Source organism: Gracilibacillus salinarum (assembly GCF_022919575.1).
In the GTDB taxonomy this organism is placed as follows: domain Bacteria; phylum Bacillota; class Bacilli; order Bacillales; family Amphibacillaceae; genus Gracilibacillus; species Gracilibacillus salinarum.
Genome location: NZ_CP095071.1, coordinates 17603 through 42484, shown reverse-complemented (window position 1 = coordinate 42484; position 24882 = coordinate 17603). Strand labels below are relative to the sequence as shown.

Genomic DNA, 24882 nt, shown 5'->3' with positions numbered 1-24882 from the left:
AGACTCCCCCCTTGCCTTATGCTTCTGATCCCATCTCAATTAATGCTTTGACTATATTGGTTTTGGTAATGCGGCCAATTACTTTTAATGCCTGGCTATTCTCCACCGGTTTAACGACAGGTAAACTATCCACTTCATAATAGACCATCATTTGAGCCGCTTCGAACACTGTTTTCTCTGCTTCGATTGTATAGATCTTCGGCTGTTTGGTCATCACAAGCTGAACAGGCATGGATGTTGCCTGTGCGTTTCCTAAGGTCACTTTCAGCAAATCTTTTCGCGATACAATGCCCTCTAACTCATTATGTTCATTGACCACTATTAATGTTCCAACATCCTCAAGAAACAGACTAATTACTGCATCATTGACTGTTGTCGTTCCTTTAACAGTAATCGCTACCCCTTGGATGTCTTTAACAAACGTTTGATTCCAAATATCCTGCTGTTTTTGTTTTTGCATATTCTTAGATAAATAATAACCTACTTTTGGTTTAGCTTCGATTTGTCCCGTCATCACTAATACGGCCAAATCAGAACGAAGTGTACCTTTGCTGACGCCTAGCATTTCTGCAATTTGCTCTGCTGTGATCGGTTCATGTTTTGATAAAATAGTCATTATTTCTTTTTGCCTTTTCGTAAAATCGATCATCATTTTCCTCCTGCTTTTCGCACCTAAACGCCCTATATCGTGTATAAAAATATCATAACATATTTTGCACACCAGCGAGTAAAGCAATTCTAAGAAAACTGGGAAAGTTCACCCGATCCTAACTAACAAACTAATAGACAACTACCTAGAATATAGATTATGTTAAGTAGAACTGTCTGATTTTGTGGTCATTTTGATAGATTTCATTGCTTAGCAAAGCTCCGGAAATAGGCACGGTTTCAGCTGGGCTCGCTTATGAAAAAACTCAGTTACATTCGATAACAAAGCAATTAGTATACCATCTTTCTCTGTAATTGCTTATCTCTAAATAAGTACAAATTATTTAGAAAGCAGGTTACAAAATCAAAATAATATTATATGATGAAAAGGAACGCTTACATAAGGAGTTTTTATACACATGTCATTTAAAACGAAAACGAATTACTATATGCTGCTATTCGTTATTTTTGGAGGATATCTAATATTTGGTGTCTCTGAAAATATTAAAGGTCCAGCATTACCAGAAATGCAAAACGAACTAGTACTTAGTGACGGCACTCTAGGTTTATTGTTAGCGATTAACTCTTTTGGCTTTTTACTCGCATGCACGTACTCTTCTTGGTTAATTGCCAAAATCGGCGCTAAAACAACAAGTATCTTAACCTTTTTATTAATGGCAATTTCCGGCATTTGTATCTTTTACTCCACTAACTTTACCTCGTTAGTCGGAGCATATTTTTTGCTTTATATAGGGAATGGGATGCTCGAAATAGGTTTGGCGATTATTGCCGCTCGTTTGTTCACAAAAAACACAGGCACTATGCTGAATTTGTCTCATTTCTTTTATGGCCTGGGTTCGACCGTAGCGCCAATCATAGCGGCTCAAATGATGGGATGGGAATGGAACGCAACAGAACTAGGCTGGCGTGGTATGTATATGATTATGTTAGCACTTTCGGTATTGCCAATCCTACCCGTAATCTTGAGCAAATTTCCTGAGGAAGAAACGGAGGAGATGGAAGACCGAACCTCTTTCAAAAAATTAATGAAAGACCCAATCGCATGGCTGATCGTCTTTGCTTTAACTATGGGGGTTACGACAGAGTTAGGTATTGCAGCCTGGTTAGTCAACTACTTAGTGAAAGTGGATAACTGGAGCATATCTTCCGCGTCTAGTATGCTTTCTATCTTTTTCTTTTCATTTATGTTGGCACGTTTACTACTAGGACCCGTTACAGATAAATTTGGTTACGCTCGATCGATTATTGTGTTCTCCATCTTCGCCGGGGTATTCAGTCTCATTCCAATCTTTGCAGGTAGTTCGACAGCGATTTTATTCGCTATCGCTGGATTCGGTGTTGGACCGATATACCCAACCATGATGGCACTTCTTGCTAAGAAATACACGAAAGGAACCGATTCTGCCATTACTTTTACTGTTGTAATGGTAGGTATCGGTGGTGTGATAACGAATTTATTAATTGGTTATATTATTGAAGGAGTCACGCAATTATCTTTCGGTGCTACTCTAAAAGAGAGTAACCAGATCGGTATGCAGGCAGGCTATTTCTTCATTGCCATTACAGCAATATTTTGCGCATGGGCAACCTATGAAATTCATCGAAGGTTGAAAAAAGCAGGCAATGCACTATAACATTTCTGGAGGCGAATGAGCATGGCAACAACAGAAAGAAATCACAAAACATGTGAAAAGGGACATCACTTTTATAAAAGCAGTGATTGTCCTACATGTCCTATTTGTGAAGCAGAACGTAAACCGACGAATGGCATTTTATCTCAAGTGTCAGCACCAGCAAGACGCGCATTGGAGAGTAAACAAATTGAGAATCTACAACAATTATCATGTTTTACAGAAAAAGAGATAAAGCAATTACACGGCATGGGACCAGCTGCCATCAAAATATTGAAAGCAGCTTTAGAAAAAGAAAACCTATCTTTTAAAAAGTAGAAAAGCCTGGGGTTGCCCCCAGGCTTTTACCTATTATTGTGATAAACCATCTATAGTCAACTCTTCCACGGTAGCCGTTCCGTTATCAAGTACTCGTACTTCAGCGTTAATACGATCTCCTTGTTTCAGGAAAATGGCCATCGGAGCTTTACTGGCATTCACAGAATAAATGGTTCGGTTGTCTGTCAATAAGAATTGGACGACCTGCCCTTGGTCGGTGGATGTGACAAGCACACGGTTCACTTCTCCAGATACTGATTCTGTCTCGACATCACCAGTTGATCCGACATTACCAGGCGCCTGCAACAATGCCATGCGATACGCATCCAAAGTTTCTTTTGCTGTGTCACCAAATACAACAAAATCAGAATCATTCGCTTTTATATAAGCGTATTGTTTATGCAACCCATTCGGATCTAATACATTTACAATCCATGTCGGATTCCCATCTACATTATATAAAACAGGCATATATCCTTCCCATTTTTTCTCAGGATACTCTTTGTTGACAATCTGTTTTGCCCCTTCACTATCCATAATACCATTATTCATCTCACCGCCATAATACGTTAATTCGCCACTACGCGCATCAATCAATGTGTAACCGAGCGCAGAGTCAATATTTTCTTTCGGAGACGTTAAATCAGTGAAATAGAACATCTGGCCATTCTCATCAAAAATAGGGGTTACTTCAGATTCAGAACCGGATGCATTTGGAATTTTTACATCTTTTTTGCCAAACACACTATTTAGCCATCCATGAATATATTTACCGAAATAGTTATTTTCTAACGAAGCCATTTCTGAGCTGACTGAACCTTCTATAAATTCGGGTGCATCCGCAGTATCCATCATTTGCATATCACCAGAATCCGGATCGATTACTACCACTTTCAGCTGTTCCAGGTTCGGTTTATTCGTTATCGACATTGGTCGATATACCGTTTGTACATACCACGGCTTCCCATCTTCATCTACTTCCAGTTGCGCTTCGCCACTTTGAATATATTGTGGATATTGATTGTAGATGACACGACCGACATATTTTTGAAAATAACTGGAATTTGTATATTGCATACTATCCTCATGAAAGGATGGCTGCGCATTAACATTCGTCGCTGAAATCGTAAAATAACCTGCTGTCTCTTTTCCTCTTAAGTACTTCCAAAAATCCGAAAATTCTACTGGTGCAACATACACTACATCATTCTCTATTTTTTGTACTTGTAATTTACCTAGATCATAAAACTGCGGATTGGGCACGACACTCATCGCCTTCTGAATTTTGTTTCGCGCAAATTCCGGCGCTACAGTTATCGGTGTCTCATCCTTCGATAGCGGTTTTGCCTGCTCTTCTTCGCTGACCGTTATCGTTTGATGCGCTTCATCCAATGTGGTAAATCCTGCAATAATCACAACGATCATTGCGATTAAGCCAATCGTAAAAAAGAAAAAGATCGGTCTCACTACTCTTGTTTCTTGCTTTTCACCTGGTCGGATCACATACAAAAATAACGGCAACAATACCGCTGCTATGATCAAGTTCGCTGCCAGCATATTCGGTACGGTAATAGCAGGCATGATGAAATAAAACACTATAGCTGTTAAGAAATAACCCGTGATAAACAAGATCATTCCATGTTTCATAATACGTGATGCATTGCTCTTGGAAATACTGACTGTTAGTATAAGTCCGATAACATATCCGATCATCGCGATTAACGATGCGATTAATACACCCATCATATACATTCCCCCTTGTTGTCCTGTCATTCTTTACGAATTTGTCTGAGAGAAGGTTTCATTTTTTTAACCATGAAAAAGAATTTCTTGTCACTTGAACATGGCAAAATACCACATTGCAATACATTTCTACTTTACATAATCCGTATTATTAAACAAAGTTTTTAAAATTCGGTTTAAATAAGGTAACTCTATACTTTCTTTGCTTAATAGGCCTTCGCTTTGTCTTATAGTGAGTGCTTTATCACCAAAATTTTCTCGCCATATGCATAAAAAAACTACCCCACAACGGAGGTAGTTAACGTCATTCATACTTTGTGACATCTATCTGATCAAGGATCATATCATTTAATTTTTCATTGACCACTAATTGAAAACGGTGAAGTTGATCTCGTTGCTGTGAATTGGCACTTTTCATGACTCGATCAATGCTTTGAGATAATTTTTCTAGTTCTAGATGGGCATTGGTATAGTCTTCATTCATCATAAACTGGCTGCGATTAGACATATCTAACTGTTCTTCTGCTTGCTGTATAATATGTTGCCCTTCAATGAGCAAATTTTCAACGGAATCTCTAGTCGCCATTGTTATCACCTCATCTATAGTGTGGGATAATATACAAAAATCATACACTTTTCCATTTGAGTTTGCTAAAATATTATCGAAATCGAATCACATGCATAGAGGAGTTATGACAAATGAAAGCAATTATCCCTTATTCCCACCAATTATTACAGGAAGTGATAAAGCCTGGTGATGTTGCGATTGATGCAACATGCGGAAATGGAAATGATGCGTTACTGTTAAGCAAATTGGTTGCTGAAAATGGGCGGGTATTCGCCTTTGATATCCAGCAGCAAGCTATCACTCGTTCTAGGGAGATGCTTGAACAACAGAACATCAAGAATGTTGATCTCATTTTGGACGGGCATGAGCATGTTCAGAAGTATGTACATGACACAGCGGTAGCAGGTGCGATTTTTAACTTGGGCTATCTGCCGAAAGGAGATCACAGTATCGTGACCACTTCTGATACGACGATAGAAGCCATTCGCGAGATTTCCGCTTTATTAAAAAAAGGAGGAAGAATTATTCTCGTTATTTACCATGGACATCCTGGCGGTGCGGAAGAAAAAGATAATGTTCTGCATTTTTGTCAAGAACTGAATCAAAAGCACTATCAAGTATTACAGTATCAATTTATCAATCAGGTTAATCAACCACCATTTATTGTTGCCATCGAAAAGCTAATCTAATTCATTGGAATTCCTTTGTTGTCATGATATGCTTTTAGAAACATACAGAATTGGAGTGATAACATGAGTAGCGCTCGGACAATTCTTAACGAGCAACGCGCTTTTTTCGAAACCAATCAGACAAAAGAATTATTTTTTCGATTACAAGCCTTAAAGAAGTTAAAAGCAGGTATTCAGCAATATGAAGATGCTATTTTAGATGCGGTAAAAAAAGACTTAAACAAATCACGCTCTGAAGCATTTATGACCGAAATTGGATTTTTATACAGTGAGATTGATCATGTCATTAGTGAATTACCAAATTGGACGAAACGTCAAAAAGTCAAAACTGCGATGACACACACTGGTTCAAAAAGTTATATTTATCAACAGCCATATGGGGTTGCCCTTATTATAGCACCTTGGAATTATCCTTTCCAATTAGCATTAGCCCCTTTAATTGGTGCGATAGCAGCTGGTAATTGCGCCGTCATTAAACCATCGGAATATACGCCTGAAACTTCTGCCATCATTAAGGATTTAATGGATGAGATTTACCCTTCTTCATTTGTGACAGTTGTCGAAGGTGCTGTGGAGACAAGCCAGGAGCTCCTTGACGAAGATTTTGACTATATTTTCTTTACAGGAAGTGTTCCAGTTGGACGTAAGGTCATGGAACAAGCCGCGAAGCACCTTACTCCAGTTACATTAGAGTTAGGCGGAAAAAGTCCAGCGGTTGTTCATCACGATGCTAACTTAGAAATTGCTGCCAAACGAATCGCATGGGGGAAATTCACGAATGCCGGCCAAACTTGTGTCGCTCCAGACTATCTTTATGTCCATGAAGACATTAGACAGTCGTTCCTTTCTGAATTAAAACATCAAATTCAGTTAATGTATGGGGAGCACCCTCTCCATAATGATGATTTTGTACGGATAGTGCATGAGAAACATTTTGATCGGTTAGCCTCCTTCCTGCCAAATGGTACAACTATTCTAGGCGGAAAGACAGATCGCAATCATCTTAAGATCGAGCCGACGCTGCTTACTGATATTACCTGGGAGGACGAGATAATGCAGGATGAAATTTTCGGTCCTGTATTACCAATCCTGTCGTATCAGCAATTGGATGAAGTGGTAACTGGAATACAGCAGCACCCTAATCCACTTGCATTCTATTTCTTCTCAGAAAACGATGCATTGGCTGAAGCAATCATCGACAAAGTTTCTTTTGGTGGCGGATGTATTAATGATACCATGTACCATCTCGCAACGCCTTACCTGCCATTTGGTGGTGTTGGAACCAGTGGTACTGGTGCATACCATGGCAAGGATAGCTTCCTGACCTTTTCGCATCAAAAAAGTGTCCTGAAACAAACAACCGCCTTTGATGTTCCCTTACGATATCCACACATCAAAAATGGAATTAAATGGATGAAGCGATTCATGAAATAAAGTAAGTGGGGGTATTACGGACGGATAGCGCCGCGATAAAAAAGACAAATAAAAAGCCGAACATCCACGAGTGTCAATTGATGACAGCCCGTACTATGTTCGGCTTTTTTTATGGACCAGTATTTTAGCACATCATGCATGTCAGAATAGTCTCACAGCTTATACTTCGTAGTGAACAATACCATCGTTATTTTCTAGTATTCACACAACGTGCCTTTTAATATCTGCCAGCCAGTCGATTATACACTCTGATATTCCAATGGAAAAATTGTGATTTACGTCCGCTGGTTTTGATTAAACGTTTGACGATTGCTTCGAATTGTTTCATTTTTTTCACTTTCGGATCTGCAAGATAAAGTCCAACCAGACCATGCTGAACCATTTCATGAAAAGAGCGATCTGGCAGTTCTTGAACATGCTTATTCGTCTGTTCCACAAAATAAACTAAACGCTTCTCTAATTCCGCTTCATCTGCGTAGTAATTACAGAAGTTTAAATCGCCTTCTTCTTTGTCTTCTTCCTGATCGATAAAGTAATCAAGCATAATATGTAATCCCTGTAAAAAAGGAAAATAACTGTCAAATATTTGTTTCGCTAATTCATCGGTCATCTGGTTGCTTAATCCATAAGAAACCATACAAAATATTCCTAACGTTGAGCCAGTGCACGCGGAAAACTCATACCAGCTTAACATCGGCCACCTGTTTTGATGCTGTTGAAACCATGTTTCCAACCTTGGGATGCGTTCATCATGCTCTACATGTTTATGCACCTGCAGATCACTATACAGTGACTCTAATTGAATCATTTGTCTTTGAAATAATATATAGTTAGGAATGTTGCATAACACATTCTGACATGTCCTGACTAGGTCTTTTAAATAGTCACCATCATCTCGTTCATCTCGGAATTGATAGTACTCTTTCACATCATTTTCAGGAGATAACGCATCCTCCATGGACAGATGTAGCATCCGGAAATCTTCAGGATCAAGTGATGTACTTCTGTCACATAAATTATCTAAATAATCACTGATGGTTTGATAAGCTACAATAAATTGCACCGCATCCTGCCATTTATCACCAGCAAGCAGACTGTACACGCCACCACCTTGACAATGAAATTTCTTGTCATCAATACTTGCCAACGCTTGTGTGCGAAGTTCAGGATTTGGAATGTTGCTTGCTCGCTGTTTCCAATATTTCAGTTCTCGACTTACTTGTGGAAAAATTTTTTGATATACATTTTTCATTAATATCGGTGCGTTTGTTGGGATGGTTACGGACAACTTCTTCCCCTCACTTTACTGTTATAGCATTCTTAAATATATGATATCATATATTTAAGAATATAATAGGAGGTTAACATAATGATCTATTCGTATAAAGGAAAAACACCTTCCATTGATCAAACGGCATATATCGCACCGGATAGCGTAATTACCGGTGATGTAGAAATTGGTAAATACAGTAGTATCTGGTTTAAAACCGTGATTCGCGGAGATGTTGCTCCTGTCAAAATCGGAAATTACTCGAATATACAAGATTTATCTCTTCTGCACCAGAGCCCTGACCTACCGTTAATAGTAGAAGATTACGTCACGGTTGGTCATCAGGTTACCTTGCACTCTGCAGTCATTCGAAAACATGCACTCATTGGCATGGGCTCTATTATTTTAGATGGAGCAGAAGTTGGAGAAGGTGCTTTTATCGGCGCCGGCAGTTTATTACCTCCAGGAAAATCCATTCCACCTGGCACACTTGCTTTCGGCAGGCCTGCTAAGGTCATCCGTGAACTGACAGAAGAAGATATCGAAGAAATGAAACGGATTCAACAGGATTATGTGGATAAAGGGCAAGTATATAAGCACGAATCATGAGATTTCCTGTAAAGAAAGCAAACTTGTCCTTTACGCATAAACAAGTTTGCTTTCTGTTTTATCTTCTGCCTGAAGTTGTGCAATATCATATCTCTGCTCGACAAAAATCTGATGCCAGAGCATAAACATAAGGACCGTCCATAATTTTCGACTATTATCCTGATTATTATCTCTGTGATTCTCAAGGAGTTGGAGCAGTACATCTTTATGGAAAAATTGCTCCGTATCACTGGCAATAATTAATTGTTTTGCCCAATCATACCACTCATGCTTTAACCATTGGCGGATGGGAACTGGAAATCCTAATTTCTTACGATCCAGTACATGATCTGGAACAATTCCTTTCGCAGCCAATCGTAAAATATGTTTGGTTGTGCCATTTGCTATTTTTTGTTCCACTGGTATTCCTTTAGCAACTTCAAATATTTCTTTATCTAAAAAAGGCACCCGCAACTCTAGAGAGTTTGCCATCGTCATTTTGTCTGCTTTCAGCAGGATATCTCCTCTTAGCCACGTATGCATGTCGATATATTGCATTTGTTGAACGGGATGCTCTAATTGTATTTGATCATAGAGAGCATCTGTCACTGTTTGATACTTATGCTGTTCATTATAAGCCTTCATCAAACGCTTCTTTTCTAGTTCATCAAACATTTTAGCATTACCAATATATCTATCTCTCAGTGGCGTCGTCCCTCTAAGCAAAAAGCTCCTGCCCTTAACTCCTTCTGGAATGATTTCTGCTGCTCTCGCCAACCATTTCTTTGCTTTATACGGTATTGCATTAAATACCCGTAATGATTCTGATTCGCGGTAAATATTGTATCCACCAAACAGCTCATCCGCTCCTTCTCCTGATAGGACAACTGTAACATGACGCTTCGCTTCTCTTGCAACAAAGTATAATGGAACACAGGCTGGATCTGCTAACGGATCGTCCATATGCCACATAATTTTAGGCAGTTTTGCAAGATACTCTTCTGCCGAAATAATTTTACTATAATGTTCCAGACCTAATTCTTTCGCAGTTTTGGCAGCTACGTCTATTTCAGAATAGCCATGCTGTTCAAATCCGACCGAAAACGTTTTAATGTTTGGATGATATTTTTTCGCTATTGCAACAATAAATGAAGAATCGATTCCGCCAGACAAAAACGCACCAACCGGAACATCACTTCTCAAGTGCATACGAACCGATTGATCCATTGCGTCCCTCACACGTTCCACCAGTTCTGTTCCATCTGTTTGCTTCACAGCAAATGTCGGCACAAAGTAGCGTTGTACTGCAATTGGCTGATTGTACTGTTTCACAAAATAGCAACCAGGCTCTAATTTTTGAATGGACGCGTTCATAGACAAAGGCTCGGGTACATATTGAAATGTTAAATAATGTTGTAATGCTTTTGCATCTATCGATACTGATTCTTCTAACAAACTTTTTTGTTCCGAAGCAAAATAAATACCTTCTTCCTCTTCTTTATAATAAAAAGGCTTGATTCCGAATATGTCCCTAGCACCATATAGACACTTTTCCTCCTTATCCCAGATTACAAAAGAAAACATACCCCGTAATTCAATGAAAGCGTCTACTCCTTGATCGGCAAACATCGCCAAAATGACTTCAGTGTCTGAATATGTTGTAAAGGTCACACCTTTTCCCTGTAACGCCTCTCTTAATTCCATATAATTATAAATTTCTCCATTAAAAATCATTGCATACTTGCTATTCTCATAAGTAAACGGCTGCCGACCGCTTTCTAGATCAAGAATACTGAGCCTTCTGAATCCAAACATGATATGTTCGTCTTCGTAATAACCTTCATCATCAGGTCCCCTATGATACATTCTGTTATTACGATCATGAAATGCATCTATTTCCCCAGTATCCAACCAATTAGGCGTTGCTTTTAACAGTCCAATAAATCCGCACATCTGCTATCCCTCTTCCCGTTTTAATATAAATCTATATTTTTGACGTATTTGCCGCGAAGGATGTTACAGTTTTTTATGGATATTGATGAGGATTATACTTTTTTCACAATCGTTTAACTTAAAGGATTACACTTATTCTGGTGGTGACTGAGTCTACAAGTATCGCATTAAAGTGATCTTCTCCGGCACAAGCTAGCAAAGAAGTTGTTTAAATAGGAGCTAGCTGAATTATTGCACCACAGACACAGAGCAATTTTCAAGAGATTTACTCAGCATATAAATCATCTCAAAATCTTCTGTTTTACCGTGAGATTCATTACTGCTATTCGCCTGAAGTGCTCTTTTTATGCATAAAAAAGAAGGCCTGATGCTTGTTAGCTTCAGGCTTTTTCTATGTACTGACAGATAATGTTTGGTGATGTTTGTCAAGTTCGCTTGAAGATTGCTCTTCTTCATGCGTTGGGCGTTCTCTTGCTACTTCTTTCGCCTGAAGCTCTCTATCTTCTTGCATTTGACATCCTTTTGCATCCACTTTCCCTAAAGTTTTCATCATAACCTTCATGCGCCTACCAACTATCCCGGATAACTGTCAAACCAGATGTGTCAGCAACTGCTAATAGCCAAGCATTCCAATTGATCCGAACATCACACATATGAAAAACTGGACATATCTCGCCGGTTCTAATTGATGTATATCAATAAACAACTTCCTATAATATGGATTATGTCAACTAGCCATCGCTAGCCAAGCATCCATTTTGAGATAATTAATATGCTGGGATACCGCTTCGGCCAACCACTCCGCGTCCTGCGGGGCACGGCTGAAGCTAACTTTGTGAAGAAGAGCACTTCACAAAGTGGATCTTCAGCACCTGCATAATCCCGCGGGAGTCTACGTGGTTGGCCTACGCTAGGATGTGGAATCTACACCATTTGTAAGAGCTAGCATGTTGATCACTGTATATATAACAGGAACTGAGTGATTAACATTATGCCTAGAACCACTGCTTTTTGCTGTTCCATAAGTTGTAGCACTTCCCTAAAGCGCAGGAAATAGGCGGAGACTCCCGTGAAATCAGCGCGAGCTGAAGATCCAATTAGTTTGTGCCTGCGTCTGCAAGTATCGCTTCGAAGTGAGCTTCCTCGGCACAAGGTAGCAAGGAAGTAATTCAAGTAGTAGCCTAGCTGAAGCCGTGCGCACAGGACGCGGGGCCTATTTCCGGAGCTTTGCTAAGCAGATAATCTATATCAAAATGACCATTTTGCGATGCATGTAGTTGCCTTGCTTCTGTGCCCGCGTGGACTTGGCTGTTCTGTTAGAAAGCAGGACGAAAACTTAACATTTACTACTTTCTTACTTCATCCAAAAAACCAAGTGCTAAGAGGTGCACTTGGTTTTTTTTACAATTTATACTTCAGCTAAAAAGCGTTTTAGTTGATCTGATTTATCTGTTTTTTCCCATGGAAATGCTTCATCTGTACGACCGAAATGTCCGTATGCAGCTGTTTTACGATATATAGGTTGTCTTAGATCTAACATTTTAATAATACCGGCCGGACGAAGATCAAAGTTGTCACGAACTGCTGCAACTAATTCCTCTTCTGTATACTGACCTGTCCCAAATGTATTGATCGAAATAGAGACTGGCTGTGCTACACCGATCGCATAAGCAAGTTGTACTTCACATGATTCTGCAAGTCCTGCAGCAACGATATTTTTTGCAACATAGCGAGCAGCATATGCTGCTGAACGGTCTACTTTTGTTGCATCTTTACCACTGAAAGCACCGCCACCGTGACGAGCATAGCCGCCATAAGTATCGACAATAATTTTTCTACCAGTTAAGCCTGCATCACCTTGTGGACCACCAATTACAAATCGTCCAGTTGGGTTAATGAAATATTTTGTATTTTCATCCAATAAATCAGCAGGAACAACTGGGTTGATAACAAATTCTTTTAAGTCTTTTTGAATTTGTTCTAATGTTATATCCTGATGATGTTGGGTAGAAATAACGATTGTATCAATTCGTTGTGGTTTATCATTTTCATCATATTCAACAGTTACTTGTGTTTTGCCATCAGGACGTAGATAAGCTAAGGTGTTGTCTTTACGCACATCTGACAATTGCTTCGCTAAACGGTGTGCCAAGCTAATTGGTAATGGCATTAATTCAGGTGTTTCATTATTTGCATAACCAAACATTAGCCCTTGGTCACCAGCACCAATTGCTTCGATTTCATCATCCGTCATTTGACCTTCTCTTGCTTCAAGCGCTTGATCGACTCCACCAGCAATATCTGCTGATTGCTCATCAATTGCAGTTAAAACACCGCATGTTTCGGCATCAAAGCCATATTTAGCACGCGTATATCCGATTTCTTTAATCGTATTACGCACAATTTTTGGAATGTCCACATAAGTAGAAGTAGTAATCTCACCGGATACAAGTACAAGACCGGTTGTTACCGTTGTTTCACAAGCAACCCTTGCATTTGGGTCCTTCGATAATATTTCATCTAAAATCGCATCGGAGATCTGATCACAAATTTTATCAGGGTGTCCTTCTGTGACAGATTCTGATGTAAACAAGCGTCTGTTTTTCGCCATATTTCTTTTTTCCTCCCTCTTAGTTAACACCAAGACTTTCATTATCCTGTAATTTTATTTAAAAGTCTATCTTAATTTGTGGTTGTTTTCAAAAAAATACTACATATTCCATCATACAACTTTTTTCACAAAATTGCACGAATCAAATTTTAACTTATTATCCCTATGCAATTACTTGGTATTTATCTAATAAAGAACTCTAGACTGCTTAAGTCTAGAGTTTCTTATTATCTAAGTATTAGCGTACATCGATTTTCTTATTGCAGTCAATCAAATCACCTTACAGTTAAACTAGGCGTTTTCAAGCATCTGTTGTACATGTTGGATGCTATGTGACAAAACGTCATCCTTCATAATAAAACTGTACATTTCATCTGTTTTGATTGTTGCAGGAAGTTGTTCAAGCAATACAGGACCTTCTGTCTCAAAGTAGTTATCCTGTTTCTGCAATGCTTTCACAGTTGCAAAATAAATATTTTTAGCTAATTGCTCTCTCTTTCCTGATACATAATATTGTCCGATATACTCAATGTGGGCAACTTCTCCTCCTGTTTCCTCCCATACTTCTCTTATTGCTGCCTCTTCCGGTGTTTCATTCTTTTCGACTTTACCACCCGGGAATTCTAAGCCGCGGTTTTTATGTTTGGTTAGCAGCCACTTTTCTTCAAACCTGCATATCACCCATACATGTCTTGGTTCGGGATCAAACGGGTGATTATCAAAAGACAACTGCACTTTATTATTATAGTAGTCATAAAAAGTTTTCATAGTTCTATACTACCTTTTATCGTTACTGATTGCTAATGTTTACTATCTTCCATTGATCATTTATTTTCTCAAATGTAAGGGAAATGGTGTATTCACCATATAATGCATTTTGATTTTGTTGTGTGACAATTACTTGATTATCCTTTGTCTGTTTTTCATAATCGTTTGATTTGTCAAACCATGGCGGTGTCTCCGTCGGCACTATATATAAACCATTCTTCTCTTCCTCATAGTAGTAATCAATGTAAGGCTGTACCGCTTCTTTTGTAACATATGGTTCAAATGCTTTCATTAATTCTTCTTTCGTCTGATAATTTATCACTTTGTATTGATCGTCAATATCCTGTACTAATAATTCCATAAATTTATCTGTCAATGCCACAATTTTGTCGTGTGATATTTCTTTTTGTTCGTTGCTAACATTTTGCTTTTCACCTGTTACTTCTTCGGTATTCACCTGATTTTCCTCAGCATATGTTTTTTCCGTGCTTGTCTGACTCATGGTAACAACTGCAAATGAAAAAAGGACTAAAACTGTAAACATCGTGATGAATTTTTTCATATTTTTTCCCTCCTCACGTCCTTAGTAATCTTTACCTTTTTTACTATTTGACTAAACATCTATTTATAAAATAGACGTGCAGGGCACGGTATTTGTTTCACTTATTTATTAATTTTTTTCAATTCCAATGCCAGACTCTTCCATTGCTTGCTTTGTTTCCGGTGTTGCCAGCTGATACAACATTTGAAAAACATCTTTTAAATCATTATCATATTCATCATTTTCCAGGTCCTGATGATATTGAACATAAGGAATATGTGAGCGAACAAAAGTACCAAAATCATCCTCATGCAATTCATTAAATTTTTCTCTTAACAAAAACACCTGTTCATCTGTTGCCTGAATGGTGTAGGATGCATTGTTTCCAAATGGAATTTGTGAAATTTCTTGTGATGCAATATTGACATAGTATGTTTTTTTCTCCATATTATTCACCTCTTCCACTGTATTGTATGTAATCACAACAGAAACATGCATATGGAAAACAGGACTTCATCCATCCGGTTCCAACTAGCTTTATCACTTTAAATATGAATCATGCCAACTGTAATGTATTTCAACGAATAACAGGGATATATTGGAGCTGAGCTGCTTAGCAAAGCTCCGGAAATAGTCTCCGTGCCCCGCGAAGCGGATACCAGCACATACACTATATCAAAGTGGTTGCAACACTAATAAACATAATCCATATTACAGAACTAATTCTCAGTAACACTAAAAACCCCTGCATTCCATATGGAATGCAAGGGTTTTATTAATTTCCTACTGATTGCATTGGTTGTTGTTGTGATTCTGCTACGGCTTCTTTAATCAGACATCGTCCGCGTCCGTGCGGGATACACATAGGTGTTCCGAACATTGGATCATACATGACATCTGCTTTCATTTGAAATACATCATGCACTAATCCACAGTTAATGATTTCCTCCGGTTTACCTTGCGCATATACGTTTTTGTCTTTAATCGCAACAATATGATGTGCATAACGGCAAGCAAGGTTTAAATCGTGTAACACCATGACAATCGTGCTTTGCCGGCGTTCATTCAACTCAAATAACAAATCCAAAATTTCAATCTGGTGGGTCATATCTAAGTATGTTGTAGGCTCATCCAACAGGATAGTATCTGTACCCTGTGCAAGTGTCATTGCTATCCAGGCACGCTGACGCTGTCCACCTGATAAAGAATCAACGGCACGATCTTTTAAGTCGAGCATGTTTGTCGATTCCAATGCTTCATTTACCGCAGTCTCATCTTCTTCTGACCAGCGTTTAAACATTGTTTTATATGGATGTCTTCCTTGTTTGACTAAGTCTTCTACTGTTAATCCTTCCGGGCTGATAGGACTTTGCGGCAAGATAGCCATTTGTTTTGCCACTTCTTTAGTAGGAATCTTCGCAATATCTTCACCATTTAATACGACGTCCCCTTGCTTCGGCTTTAGTAACCTTGCTAATGAGCGAAGTAAGGTCGATTTACCGCAGCCATTGCCACCAATAAAGACCGTAATTTCTCCTTTAGGGATTGTAATATCTAAGTCATCTATAATTATTTCTTCACCATATCCGAGCGTTAAATCTTTCGTTACTAATGTTTCCATTTGGAATCTCTCCCTTTTTACACGATTGGGACAATTTTCAAAATATTCAATTCGAACTATTTCTCTTTCTCTAGTTTAGTAGCTTTTTATAGCAAAGTCAATGAGTTTGATAATCTTTATCAATTAATTGCTACATATTAACACTTTTCTTTCTGCAATGAATAGGATATACTACTCAATAGAACGAATGTTCGCAGAGGTGTTGAATGATGGATTATACTACCTATCCCAAGCACGATGTACTATGTATTGATATGCGTTCTTTTTACGCAAGCATTGAATGTGTCAAACGCGGTCTTGATCCCATGACTGCCATGCTTGCAGTAGTTGGTGACAAAAACCGGTCGGGCAGTATTATTTTGGCTGCTTCTCCCACTTTAAAACAAAAGCATGGTGTCAAAAATGTCAGCCGTTACTTTGAATTGCCAGAAGATCCAGACATCTATGTTGTCGAAGCTAAAATGGGCGATTATGTGAACGTCTCCGTAGAAATTACGAAGCTGCTGTATCAATACGTCCCAAAAGAAGCGATTCATCCTTATTCTGTTGACGAAATGTGGATCACTGTTGATGGGATGAAGCATTTATATGGAGATGCTCAACAAATCGCCAAAATGATCATGGATGAAATCTATGACACAATGGGATTAACCTGTGCCATTGGAATTGGAGATAACAAATTCCTGGCCAAAGTCGTGATGGATATCTACGCAAAGAAGACAGGAATTGCTACATGCCGTTATCAGGATGTAGAACGGCTACTCTGGCCAATACCAATTGAAAAAATTTGGGGAATTGGCAGACGGTTGACCGTCCACTTGAACAAGATGGGGATCATTTATTTAGGACAGCTTGCCAATTATCGCTTAGATCGCTTGCAGAAACGGTTTGGTGTCATTGGTGAGCAACTGTATTGGCATGCATGGGGCATCGATTTAAGTCCTGTATATGATTCCTACTACAAAAAAGAAACCCAAAAAGGCTTTGGTCATGGTATTACGTTATTAAGAGATTACAGCGCAGAAGAAACCTTAATCTGTATCCTTGATTTGTGTGAAGAGGTTTGCCGACGTGCACGTACAAATGAACGAGTAGGCAGAACTATTCATTTAGGTGTTGGTTATGCGGATAATGGAGGCGGTTTTCATCGCTCTCGTTCTCTTCATCTGCCTACCAATGTGACAATGGATATTTATCAGGTATGCTTGCAATTATTTCATGAATTTTACGATCAACAAAGTAAAATCAGGCGTGTATCGGTGTCCTTAAACAATTTGTATGATGATGTAGAAACGCAACTGAATTTGTTTGATAATGAGCCGAAAAAGAAGGACCTAGGCTATGTGATGGACGCTATACGCACTAAATACGGTTCTACTTCCCTGCTCCGTGCAGCAAGCTATACGAAAGCAGGCATTACGAGAGACAGAAGCAAAAAGATCGGTGGGCATTATGCCTAATTTACGAAGTGGAAGCATACTGCGCAGTAAAAAGACTTTAGCGATGAGATCATTTTGAAATAGATAATGTACTAGGATACCGCTCCGTCCAACCACTCCGCGTCCTGCGGGGCACGGCTGAAGCTAGGCTACTACTCGAGCTACTTCTTTGCTGCCTTGCACCGAGGAAGCCTACATCGAAGCTTTACTAGAAGACACAGGTGCAGACGTTGTGGATCTTCAGCACCTGCACATTCCCGCGGGAGTCTCCGTGGTTGGCCTTCGCTAGGATGGGGCTTTACAACTGATGTGACAAGAAGGATATTGCACGGATTAACCATTTTGATGATTTATAATGTCTAGCACCACTGCTTTTAGCTCTGCCATTCGTTGTAGCACTTCCCTAAAGCGTAGGAAATATGCGGAGACTCCCATGGGATCAGCGCGAGCTGAAGATCCACTTTGTAAAGAAAAGAATTTTCTTTGCAAAGTTAGCTGAAGCCGTGCCCCATAGGACGCGAAGCCTATTTCCGAAGCTTTGCTTAGTATATAATACATTTCAAAATAGCCAAATTGATAGACAGCTTGATTACTTTTTTCGCAATAAGTTACTTCGCAGTATATCCATACTACACAATAAAAAAGCCAAACGTACCACGAATATTAGTTGGAAACATGTCGGGTTGCGTCCGGCTTTCGTTTAACCAAAAATACTTTTGTCTCAGGCTCTTTCATTAAAATACAGACTGCCTCTCATCAAAAATCCTTCAACTTATAACGCTGCAGCTTACCTGTAGCGTTACGGGGCAGTTGAGAACGGAAGATTAAACGTTTCGGCACTTTAAAAGAAGCCAACTTATCCTGGCAGTAAGCAAGTAAATATTCTGCTGTTACTTGCTCCGAAGTACGTACCACAAAAGCGATTGGCACCTGTCCCCATTTTTCATCTTCCATACCGGTAACACCAGCTTCAAGCACACCTTCACACGAAAGCAAAACGTCTTCTATTTCAGCAGGATATATGTTTTCCCCTCCCGAAATAATTAAATCGCTGCGCCGATCAACAACAAAAAGGAAACCTTCTTCATCCAAATAACCTAAATCACCAGTGTACAACCATCCATCTTGAAATGCTTTCAGATTAGCTTCTTCTCTTTGATAATAGCCATTTGTCACCATAGGACCTTTCACAACAATTTCCCCTACTTCATTGGATAATGTTGCCCTGCCATCCTTCAAAACCTGTAAAGAAGAAGTAAACAGTGGCTTACCTGCCGAACCGATCTTTCTTAAAGCATCAGCTGCATGAAGTGTAATGATTTGCGAACAAGTCTCTGTCATTCCATAAGATTGCACAATAGGGACATGCTGTTGTTTCGCTCTTTCCAGCAATGGCTTAGGAGCTGGACCACCTCCTAATAGCATACAACGGAAGGATGCTGGATAACGCGCCTCTCCTAATCGATGTAACAGACGCTCGCATGTGACTGCAACAACCGAGATAATCGTCACTTGTTTCTCCATGATTGCTTGATGTACCTTGTCTTCCTCAAAACGCTCCATAAGATAAACCGGCATACCGTATATAACACTTTTAAACAAGGTTGAAAGACCACTAATATGAAACAGTGGTAAACAGATCAACCATTTGTCAGAAGGCAACAATCCTAAATTCAAAGCAGATGCAACTGCACTTGACCAATGATTTTGAAAAGTTTGCATCACTGCTTTTGCTCTGCCCGTCGTGCCAGAGGTGAACATCATGGAACAAACTGCATCCATATCGATCGTAGAAGCAAGTGTTGTATCTGCCTGCGTCAAGTCATGGATACGTGAAAAGCTGTAAACGCTTTGTAGTAGTTGCTCTGCATCTGATGAATAGCTATCTGCACATAAAACGAGTTGAACATCAGCATCATCGCATTGCTGCTGCCATTCTGTCACTGTTAGTCGCGTGTTAAGAAAAACTGTCGGAACTTTCAAATATGTACAAGCCCAGAACGCAATGATCATATCAGCAACATTATCTGACAAAATAGCCAAATGACCTTGCTGGTGTACATTAGCCAGCTGTAACGCGAACCTCTCTGCTTTCTGTTTTAATTGTAAAAAAGTAAAGGCATCACCGTTATCAAGTTCGACCGCCGTCGTCTCTGGCGATAGATTGGCCCGCTTTGTTAACCAATGTTCCATCTTTAACACCACTTTCCAAAATTGCCGAATGCTTTGCTGCCAGCAATTTATGTTCTTCTCTAGTAAGAAAAGACCAACACAACAGTATTGGTCTTCGTCTTCTTATGGGAAACGAGGGAATTGTTTAAAGTCTGGCTTACGTTTTTCTTTAAATGCGTCTCGTCCTTCTTTTGCTTCGTCAGTTGTATAGTAAAGTAATGTCGCGTCTCCGCCCATTTGTTGCAAACCTGCCAAGCCATCTGTATCAGCATTGAAAGAGGCTTTTAGGAAACGAAGTGCAGTTGGTGATTTTTCCAACATCTCTTCACACCACTGTACGGTTTCTTGTTCTAGCTTGTCCAGTGGTACAACCGTATTGACAAGTCCCATATCCAGCGCTTCCTGTGCATTATACTGGCGGCATAAGTACCAAATTTCACGTGCCTTCTTATGACCTACGATACGCGCTAGTAACCCCGCACCATAACCAGCATCAAAGCTACCTACTTTTGGACCAGTCTGTCCAAAGATTGCGTTATCCGCAGCGATTGTTAAATCACATACAACATGCAATACGTGGCCACCACCGATTGCATACCCGGAAACCATTGCAACTACTGGCTTTGGAATAACGCGAATTAAGCGTTGCAGATCCAGTACATTAAGACGAGGAACTTCATCATCGCCTACATAGCCGCCATGACCGCGTACTTTTTGATCTCCACCGGAACAAAATGCTTTATCTCCGGCGCCAGCAAGCACGATCACACCGATATTGGAATCATCACGTGCATATGTAAATGCCTCAATTAATTCGTTTACCGTATGAGGACGAAAAGCATTTCGAACCTCGGGGCGATTAATGGTAATCTTTGCAATCCCATTATAAGTTTCATATAAAATATCATCATAAGTGCGTTCACTTATCCATTCTACTGTCATTTGATGACCTCCTCTTATTGATAAACTCTTCTACTATTGTACCAAAAATTCGCGATTGTTCCACATGAATTGCATGACCCGCTTGCTCAATGAGTTTATACTCACTATTTGGCATTAACTTCAGCATCTCTTGATTAATATTGATAAATTTATTATCCCATTCACCTGCCAGCAGCAAAACAGGCATTTCAATCTGACCAAGCATCTTCCAGCAAGAAGCCATCTTCCCTGTTCCCATGCTTTCCAAAGACATTGCCAAACCTTCTCTTGTATGGGAAAGACGCTCCAGCCTCACCATTTGTTGTACAGATTCCGGTAGCTGCTTTTGTGAAACAAACAAGGGGATATTCTCCCACTTTTCTACAAATTCGTCAAGCGAATGACTGCGAATAAAGCTCGCTAGCTCCAAATCCTTTTGGAAACGAGTCTCTCGTTCAACATCATTGGCAAGGCCGGGCGATGCACTTTCTAATAAAAGTGATCGAATCATATCAGGATACAAGCTGACAAACGTCAAAGCTGTTCGGCCTCCCATCGAATAACCGACAAGATCAAACAATTCAACCTTTAATTGTCTAAATACCTTCTGCAATTGATGACAGCATTCTTCAAGGCTGTCAACTTTTGCATTTGTTTTACCATGCCCAGGTAAATCAACGAAAATCAGCTGTCGATCTGGTATTAATTCACGGATAAATTGCCAGGTTTGAGCAGAACCAGTAAACCCATGAAAAAAAACAACCGGCTCCCCTTCCCCATAAGACTCTAACCAGAAATCACGAATATACATCTCTATTATCCTCCAGAACCGATAAGGTATACTTTTCGATTTGCTGCCATTTCGCTTGATGCCAGTTTACATTTTCCTGGCGATCTGTTTGTACTTCAATGAGTGAAACACCATCAACCTGATAACTGTTGTGCAAAGCCTGTAAATATGGCTGATATTCTGTAACGTGCTCGTAAGCCAAGTCATATAAATCGGCAACTCTTTTCATATCCAACTGTTGTGGCGTACCAAACAGTAATTCATAATGAGCGATGTTTTGTTGTGCCTGTGGCAGAAAAGAAAAGATGCCGCCCCCTTATTATTGATCAGTACAACAGTGACACTGAGGTCGTATTGCTTTGTTAACAAAAGACCATTCATACTGTGCAAAAAAGAGATGTCACCAACCAGGAGAGTCACCCGTTTTCCTGATGCAGCCATACCCATTGCTGTAGATACCACACCATCGATACCGTTCGCGCCTCGATTCGCGTAAATGAAAACTTGTTTATCATTATCAAACCAGAACGAATCGACATCTCGAATCGGCATACTATTACCGACAAACAAAACACTTTCATCTGGGATGACCGACTGAATTCCACGAACAGCCAAGCCCTCTGTTAGATTATCAGCTTCTTCCTTCAGTATGGATGTAGCATACTGATTCAGATGCTGCCAGGTTGTTAACCAGTGCGGATCGAAATGAAGGGACAGTTCGGTTAACTGCTTCGCAACATGTTCGGGCTGACCATATAAATAATCTGCTCGCTTCTGAGTAGGATTACGATAAGTAACGGACTCTTCCACAATTATTTGATCAATATCTTGTTCCTGCAACAACTGTAAGACAGGCTTCGAAACTGGCATGGCACCAAAACGAATAATGAAATCCGGTTTCATTAATTCCCTGACTTTTTTGCTTTTCAGAATACCGTCATAGCTTTCTATCAATACTGCTCTGTCCGTATACATTCGAATAAATGAAAGAGGATCGCCTAAGACTGGTAAGCCCCATGCTGCCGCTAAGTCTAAAACAGTATCTGCCAATAATTTATGATCATGTGGACCACAAATAATTAATCCTCTTTTTTTGGATTGAAGCTGCTGATTCACTTGATCAAGATGCTGTTGGGACAGATAAGTTCGTTCCGGTTGAAAATGGCGAACAACATCATGCTGCTTGTTACTGAACCAGACATTTGAAAGTTCAAAATCCGGAATAAGTGGTTCACGGAATGGAAAATTCAAATGCACAGGACCTTTGGTTTGATTTTCCGCTGTCTGTACAGCGCGATCGGCATTATTTCTTGCATATTGCAACATTTGTGGTGTTGCATCAGGTAGTGCCATTTCATGGAACCACTTCGGATAATCGCCATACATTTTGAGCTGATCAATTGCTTGTGCTGCCCCGACATCACGTAATTCATGGGGCCGATCAGCAGTTAATACAATTAAAGGCACCCTGCTTTGTGCTGCTTCAATAATAGCTGGAAAATAATTAGCAGCAGCCGTACCGGAGGAACATACCAGTACGACTGCTTTATTCGTTTCCTTGGCCATTCCTAATGCGAAGAAACCTGCAGAGCGCTCATCAATATCCACCCAGATATTGAAGCGGTCATATGCTGCAAAACTTAAGGATAATGGTGTTGAACGAGATCCAGGTGATATCACCACATTAACAACACCACTGCGGTATAATTGATCAACAAAATGACCAACATATTTCGTTAAAGATTCAACATGGTTCATTTTAATTCCCCCAATGCATGCAACATCGGAGTGAATTTAATAGCTGTCTCCTGGTATTCGATCTCCGGATCAGAATCTTTCACAACGCCACAACCAGCAAACAAGGAAGCTTTTTCCTCATTAATCAACGCAGACCGGATCGCCACTGCAAACTCACCGTTAAAATGCTGATCAAACCATCCGATAGGCGCTCCATACCAGCCACGTTCCAGCTTTTCGAAATGGCGGATGAAGTCGAGTGCTGTTTCTCTCGGAAATCCACATAACGCTGGAGTAGGATGTAATTTTTCCACTGCATCTAATAGTGTATACCCTTCTTCTAATTCTGCTTCTACAGGCGTATAAAGATGCTGGAGGTTTTTTAACGGGTATAAAACCGGCTCGTCTGGTATATGAACAGATTTAGCTAATGAATGCACCGCTTGTTTTATCATATCAACAACAAATTGATGTTCTTCGCGATTCTTCTGATCACAAAGCAATTGCTGACCGAATTCATAATCCTGTTCTACTGTTTTTCCTCGAGGTGCTGTTCCTGCTATACAGGCGGAAAACACTTTTTGGTCGTTTACCTTTACCAGACGTTCGGGAGTTGCTCCAACAAAACATACGCCATCCTTTTCCCAAGCAAATACATAACTGTGTTGTTGTGTTTGTTGCAACTGTGAAAGAACTTGTCCTACATCACATGGTTGATCAAACTCAACTTGCAATTCACGGGCTAACACAATTTTATCAACTTGGTTAGCTGCGATTTTTTCAGTAGCACGCTCTACCAACGTCTTCCATGCTTCGGGATCTACTTCATGTTTTAAAACAATTTGATTGTCTTGGAACTCAGCGTGTGTGACATGCAGAAGCTGGTGCTTCTCTGTAATAAGTTCTGCAGCTAATTGATCAACATGACTTTCTTCTTCTACCAGTACAGTTGTCGTTAAATAAACATCACTATGATCAATAGTTAACAAGAATGTCGGTACTCGGAACTGGCTTCCGTCAAAACCACGCCACAGCTCTTCAGCTGGTTCTTCTGAATCAAAAGGAAAACCTCCAAAAGCGATGGGGCCTGACCTGGTATTATCATATGGATTAACAATTTTACTGTTTTGCATCCATTTTTTCCATTTATTTTTGATCGTATTGTATGATGCATTTGAATCAGCCAAAATTACCGCATCGCCAATTCCTGCAAATATAGTTTGTTGATCTGAACTAGACCAATATATTCTGTTCTTCCCAAGTACTTTGCCGCTCTGAAAGAAATCGATCGCGTTCATCTTATCGATCTTCTCCGTCACACTAACAAAGGTTGGTGCTGATTTATCGATGGATTGCTTCTGTGCTGCTTGTAACACACCATCTATATTTATTTCCTTTGTCTCAATCATGGATAACCCT

At 39.8% G+C, this 24882-nt stretch carries 23 protein-coding genes; 6 read left to right on the top strand and 17 right to left on the bottom strand.

Annotated features, from left to right (window positions below; all coding sequences use genetic code 11):
* Positions 1 to 16: 16 nt before the first annotated feature.
* Complete coding sequence (locus tag MUN87_RS00210; RefSeq protein ID WP_369413980.1) at positions 17 to 652, bottom strand: helix-turn-helix transcriptional regulator; 636 nt, start codon at positions 650 to 652, stop codon at positions 17 to 19.
* A 415-nt stretch (positions 653 to 1067) separates the two neighbouring features.
* On the opposite strand from MUN87_RS00210, the gene MUN87_RS00205 reads away from it, so the two are divergent.
* Together MUN87_RS00205 and MUN87_RS00200 are read left to right on the top strand one after the other, a co-directional pair.
* Complete coding sequence (locus tag MUN87_RS00205; RefSeq protein WP_244744284.1) at positions 1068 to 2303, top strand: MFS transporter; 1236 nt, start codon at positions 1068 to 1070, stop codon at positions 2301 to 2303.
* Between the two features lie 21 nt (positions 2304 to 2324).
* Entirely contained in the window at positions 2325 to 2618 is a 294-nt protein-coding gene (locus tag MUN87_RS00200; protein WP_244744282.1) for a helix-hairpin-helix domain-containing protein, read from the top strand.
* Positions 2619 to 2651: 33 nt separating this feature from the next.
* Here the strand turns inward: MUN87_RS00200 and MUN87_RS00195 are convergent, their stop codons facing one another.
* Together MUN87_RS00195 and MUN87_RS00190 are read right to left on the bottom strand one after the other, a co-directional pair.
* Positions 2652 to 4364 carry a DNA-binding protein gene (locus MUN87_RS00195; protein ID WP_244744280.1) on the bottom strand — a complete coding sequence of 571 codons (1713 nt, stop codon included), beginning with the start codon at positions 4362 to 4364 and terminating at the stop codon, positions 2652 to 2654.
* Between the two features lie 301 nt (positions 4365 to 4665).
* Positions 4666 to 4947 (bottom strand): DUF2524 family protein, encoded by a 282-nt coding sequence (locus MUN87_RS00190; RefSeq protein WP_244744278.1) that lies wholly within the window; start codon positions 4945 to 4947, stop codon positions 4666 to 4668.
* 113 nt (positions 4948 to 5060) lie between these two features.
* Between MUN87_RS00190 and mnmM the strand changes: the two genes are divergently transcribed.
* Both mnmM and MUN87_RS00180 read left to right on the top strand, forming a co-directional pair.
* Entirely contained in the window at positions 5061 to 5618 is a 558-nt protein-coding gene (mnmM, locus tag MUN87_RS00185) for a tRNA 5-(aminomethyl)-2-thiouridylate-methyltransferase MnmM (protein ID WP_244744275.1), read from the top strand.
* A 63-nt stretch (positions 5619 to 5681) separates the two neighbouring features.
* Entirely contained in the window at positions 5682 to 7052 is a 1371-nt protein-coding gene (locus MUN87_RS00180; protein ID WP_244744264.1) for an aldehyde dehydrogenase, read from the top strand.
* A gap of 217 nt (positions 7053 to 7269) precedes the next feature.
* On the opposite strand, the gene tbcS is transcribed toward MUN87_RS00180, so the two are convergent.
* On the bottom strand, positions 7270 to 8340 hold the full coding sequence (tbcS, locus tag MUN87_RS00175) for a tetraprenyl-beta-curcumene synthase (RefSeq protein ID WP_305037424.1): 1071 nt from the start codon (positions 8338 to 8340) through the stop codon (positions 7270 to 7272).
* 81 nt (positions 8341 to 8421) lie between these two features.
* On the opposite strand from tbcS, the gene MUN87_RS00170 reads away from it, so the two are divergent.
* Complete coding sequence (locus MUN87_RS00170; protein ID WP_244744262.1) at positions 8422 to 8931, top strand: gamma carbonic anhydrase; 510 nt, start codon at positions 8422 to 8424, stop codon at positions 8929 to 8931.
* Between the two features lie 30 nt (positions 8932 to 8961).
* Here MUN87_RS00170 and asnB read toward each other — a convergent pair whose 3' ends face one another.
* The 7 genes from asnB to MUN87_RS00135 form a co-directional block, all read right to left on the bottom strand.
* Positions 8962 to 10863: an asparagine synthase (glutamine-hydrolyzing) gene (gene asnB / locus MUN87_RS00165; RefSeq protein WP_244744260.1), complete on the bottom strand. Its 1902-nt coding sequence runs from the start codon at positions 10861 to 10863 to the stop codon at positions 8962 to 8964.
* Positions 10864 to 11254: 391 nt separating this feature from the next.
* Complete coding sequence (locus MUN87_RS00160) at positions 11255 to 11416, bottom strand: hypothetical protein (RefSeq protein WP_244744248.1); 162 nt, start codon at positions 11414 to 11416, stop codon at positions 11255 to 11257.
* An 855-nt stretch (positions 11417 to 12271) separates the two neighbouring features.
* Positions 12272 to 13474, bottom strand: a complete 1203-nt coding sequence (gene metK / locus MUN87_RS00155) for a methionine adenosyltransferase (RefSeq protein ID WP_244744243.1) — start codon at positions 13472 to 13474, stop codon at positions 12272 to 12274.
* A gap of 291 nt (positions 13475 to 13765) precedes the next feature.
* Positions 13766 to 14242, bottom strand: coding sequence for an RNA deprotection pyrophosphohydrolase (ytkD, locus tag MUN87_RS00150; protein ID WP_244744229.1), 477 nt, complete (start codon positions 14240 to 14242; stop codon positions 13766 to 13768).
* A gap of 22 nt (positions 14243 to 14264) precedes the next feature.
* The gene (locus MUN87_RS00145) at positions 14265 to 14804 is read right to left on the bottom strand and encodes a hypothetical protein (RefSeq protein ID WP_244744218.1); all 540 of its coding nucleotides are present in this window, start codon (positions 14802 to 14804) and stop codon (positions 14265 to 14267) included.
* Positions 14805 to 14912: 108 nt separating this feature from the next.
* Positions 14913 to 15230, bottom strand: a complete 318-nt coding sequence (locus tag MUN87_RS00140; RefSeq protein ID WP_244744208.1) for a hydrolase — start codon at positions 15228 to 15230, stop codon at positions 14913 to 14915.
* A 328-nt stretch (positions 15231 to 15558) separates the two neighbouring features.
* Positions 15559 to 16404, bottom strand: coding sequence for an ABC transporter ATP-binding protein (locus MUN87_RS00135; protein WP_244744205.1), 846 nt, complete (start codon positions 16402 to 16404; stop codon positions 15559 to 15561).
* A 209-nt stretch (positions 16405 to 16613) separates the two neighbouring features.
* On the opposite strand from MUN87_RS00135, the gene MUN87_RS00130 reads away from it, so the two are divergent.
* The gene (locus tag MUN87_RS00130) at positions 16614 to 17864 is read left to right on the top strand and encodes a DNA polymerase IV (protein WP_244748054.1); all 1251 of its coding nucleotides are present in this window, start codon (positions 16614 to 16616) and stop codon (positions 17862 to 17864) included.
* A gap of 735 nt (positions 17865 to 18599) precedes the next feature.
* On the opposite strand, the gene MUN87_RS00125 is transcribed toward MUN87_RS00130, so the two are convergent.
* The 6 genes from MUN87_RS00125 to MUN87_RS00105 form a co-directional block, all read right to left on the bottom strand.
* On the bottom strand, positions 18600 to 20036 hold the full coding sequence (locus tag MUN87_RS00125) for an o-succinylbenzoate--CoA ligase (RefSeq protein WP_244744204.1): 1437 nt from the start codon (positions 20034 to 20036) through the stop codon (positions 18600 to 18602).
* Between the two features lie 102 nt (positions 20037 to 20138).
* Positions 20139 to 20957, bottom strand: a complete 819-nt coding sequence (gene menB / locus MUN87_RS00120) for a 1,4-dihydroxy-2-naphthoyl-CoA synthase (RefSeq protein WP_244744201.1) — start codon at positions 20955 to 20957, stop codon at positions 20139 to 20141.
* Complete coding sequence (gene menH, locus MUN87_RS00115) at positions 20935 to 21747, bottom strand: 2-succinyl-6-hydroxy-2,4-cyclohexadiene-1-carboxylate synthase (protein WP_244744198.1); 813 nt, start codon at positions 21745 to 21747, stop codon at positions 20935 to 20937. The genes menB and menH overlap by 23 nt, the downstream gene beginning before the upstream one ends.
* Entirely contained in the window at positions 21734 to 21955 is a 222-nt protein-coding gene (locus MUN87_RS22395; protein ID WP_369413979.1) for a hypothetical protein, read from the bottom strand. The genes menH and MUN87_RS22395 overlap by 14 nt, the downstream gene beginning before the upstream one ends.
* Complete coding sequence (gene menD / locus MUN87_RS00110; protein WP_369413978.1) at positions 21952 to 23484, bottom strand: 2-succinyl-5-enolpyruvyl-6-hydroxy-3-cyclohexene-1-carboxylic-acid synthase; 1533 nt, start codon at positions 23482 to 23484, stop codon at positions 21952 to 21954. The genes MUN87_RS22395 and menD overlap by 4 nt, the downstream gene beginning before the upstream one ends.
* Positions 23481 to 24872: an isochorismate synthase gene (locus MUN87_RS00105; RefSeq protein ID WP_244744189.1), complete on the bottom strand. Its 1392-nt coding sequence runs from the start codon at positions 24870 to 24872 to the stop codon at positions 23481 to 23483. The genes menD and MUN87_RS00105 overlap by 4 nt, the downstream gene beginning before the upstream one ends.
* Positions 24873 to 24882 lie beyond the last annotated feature (10 nt).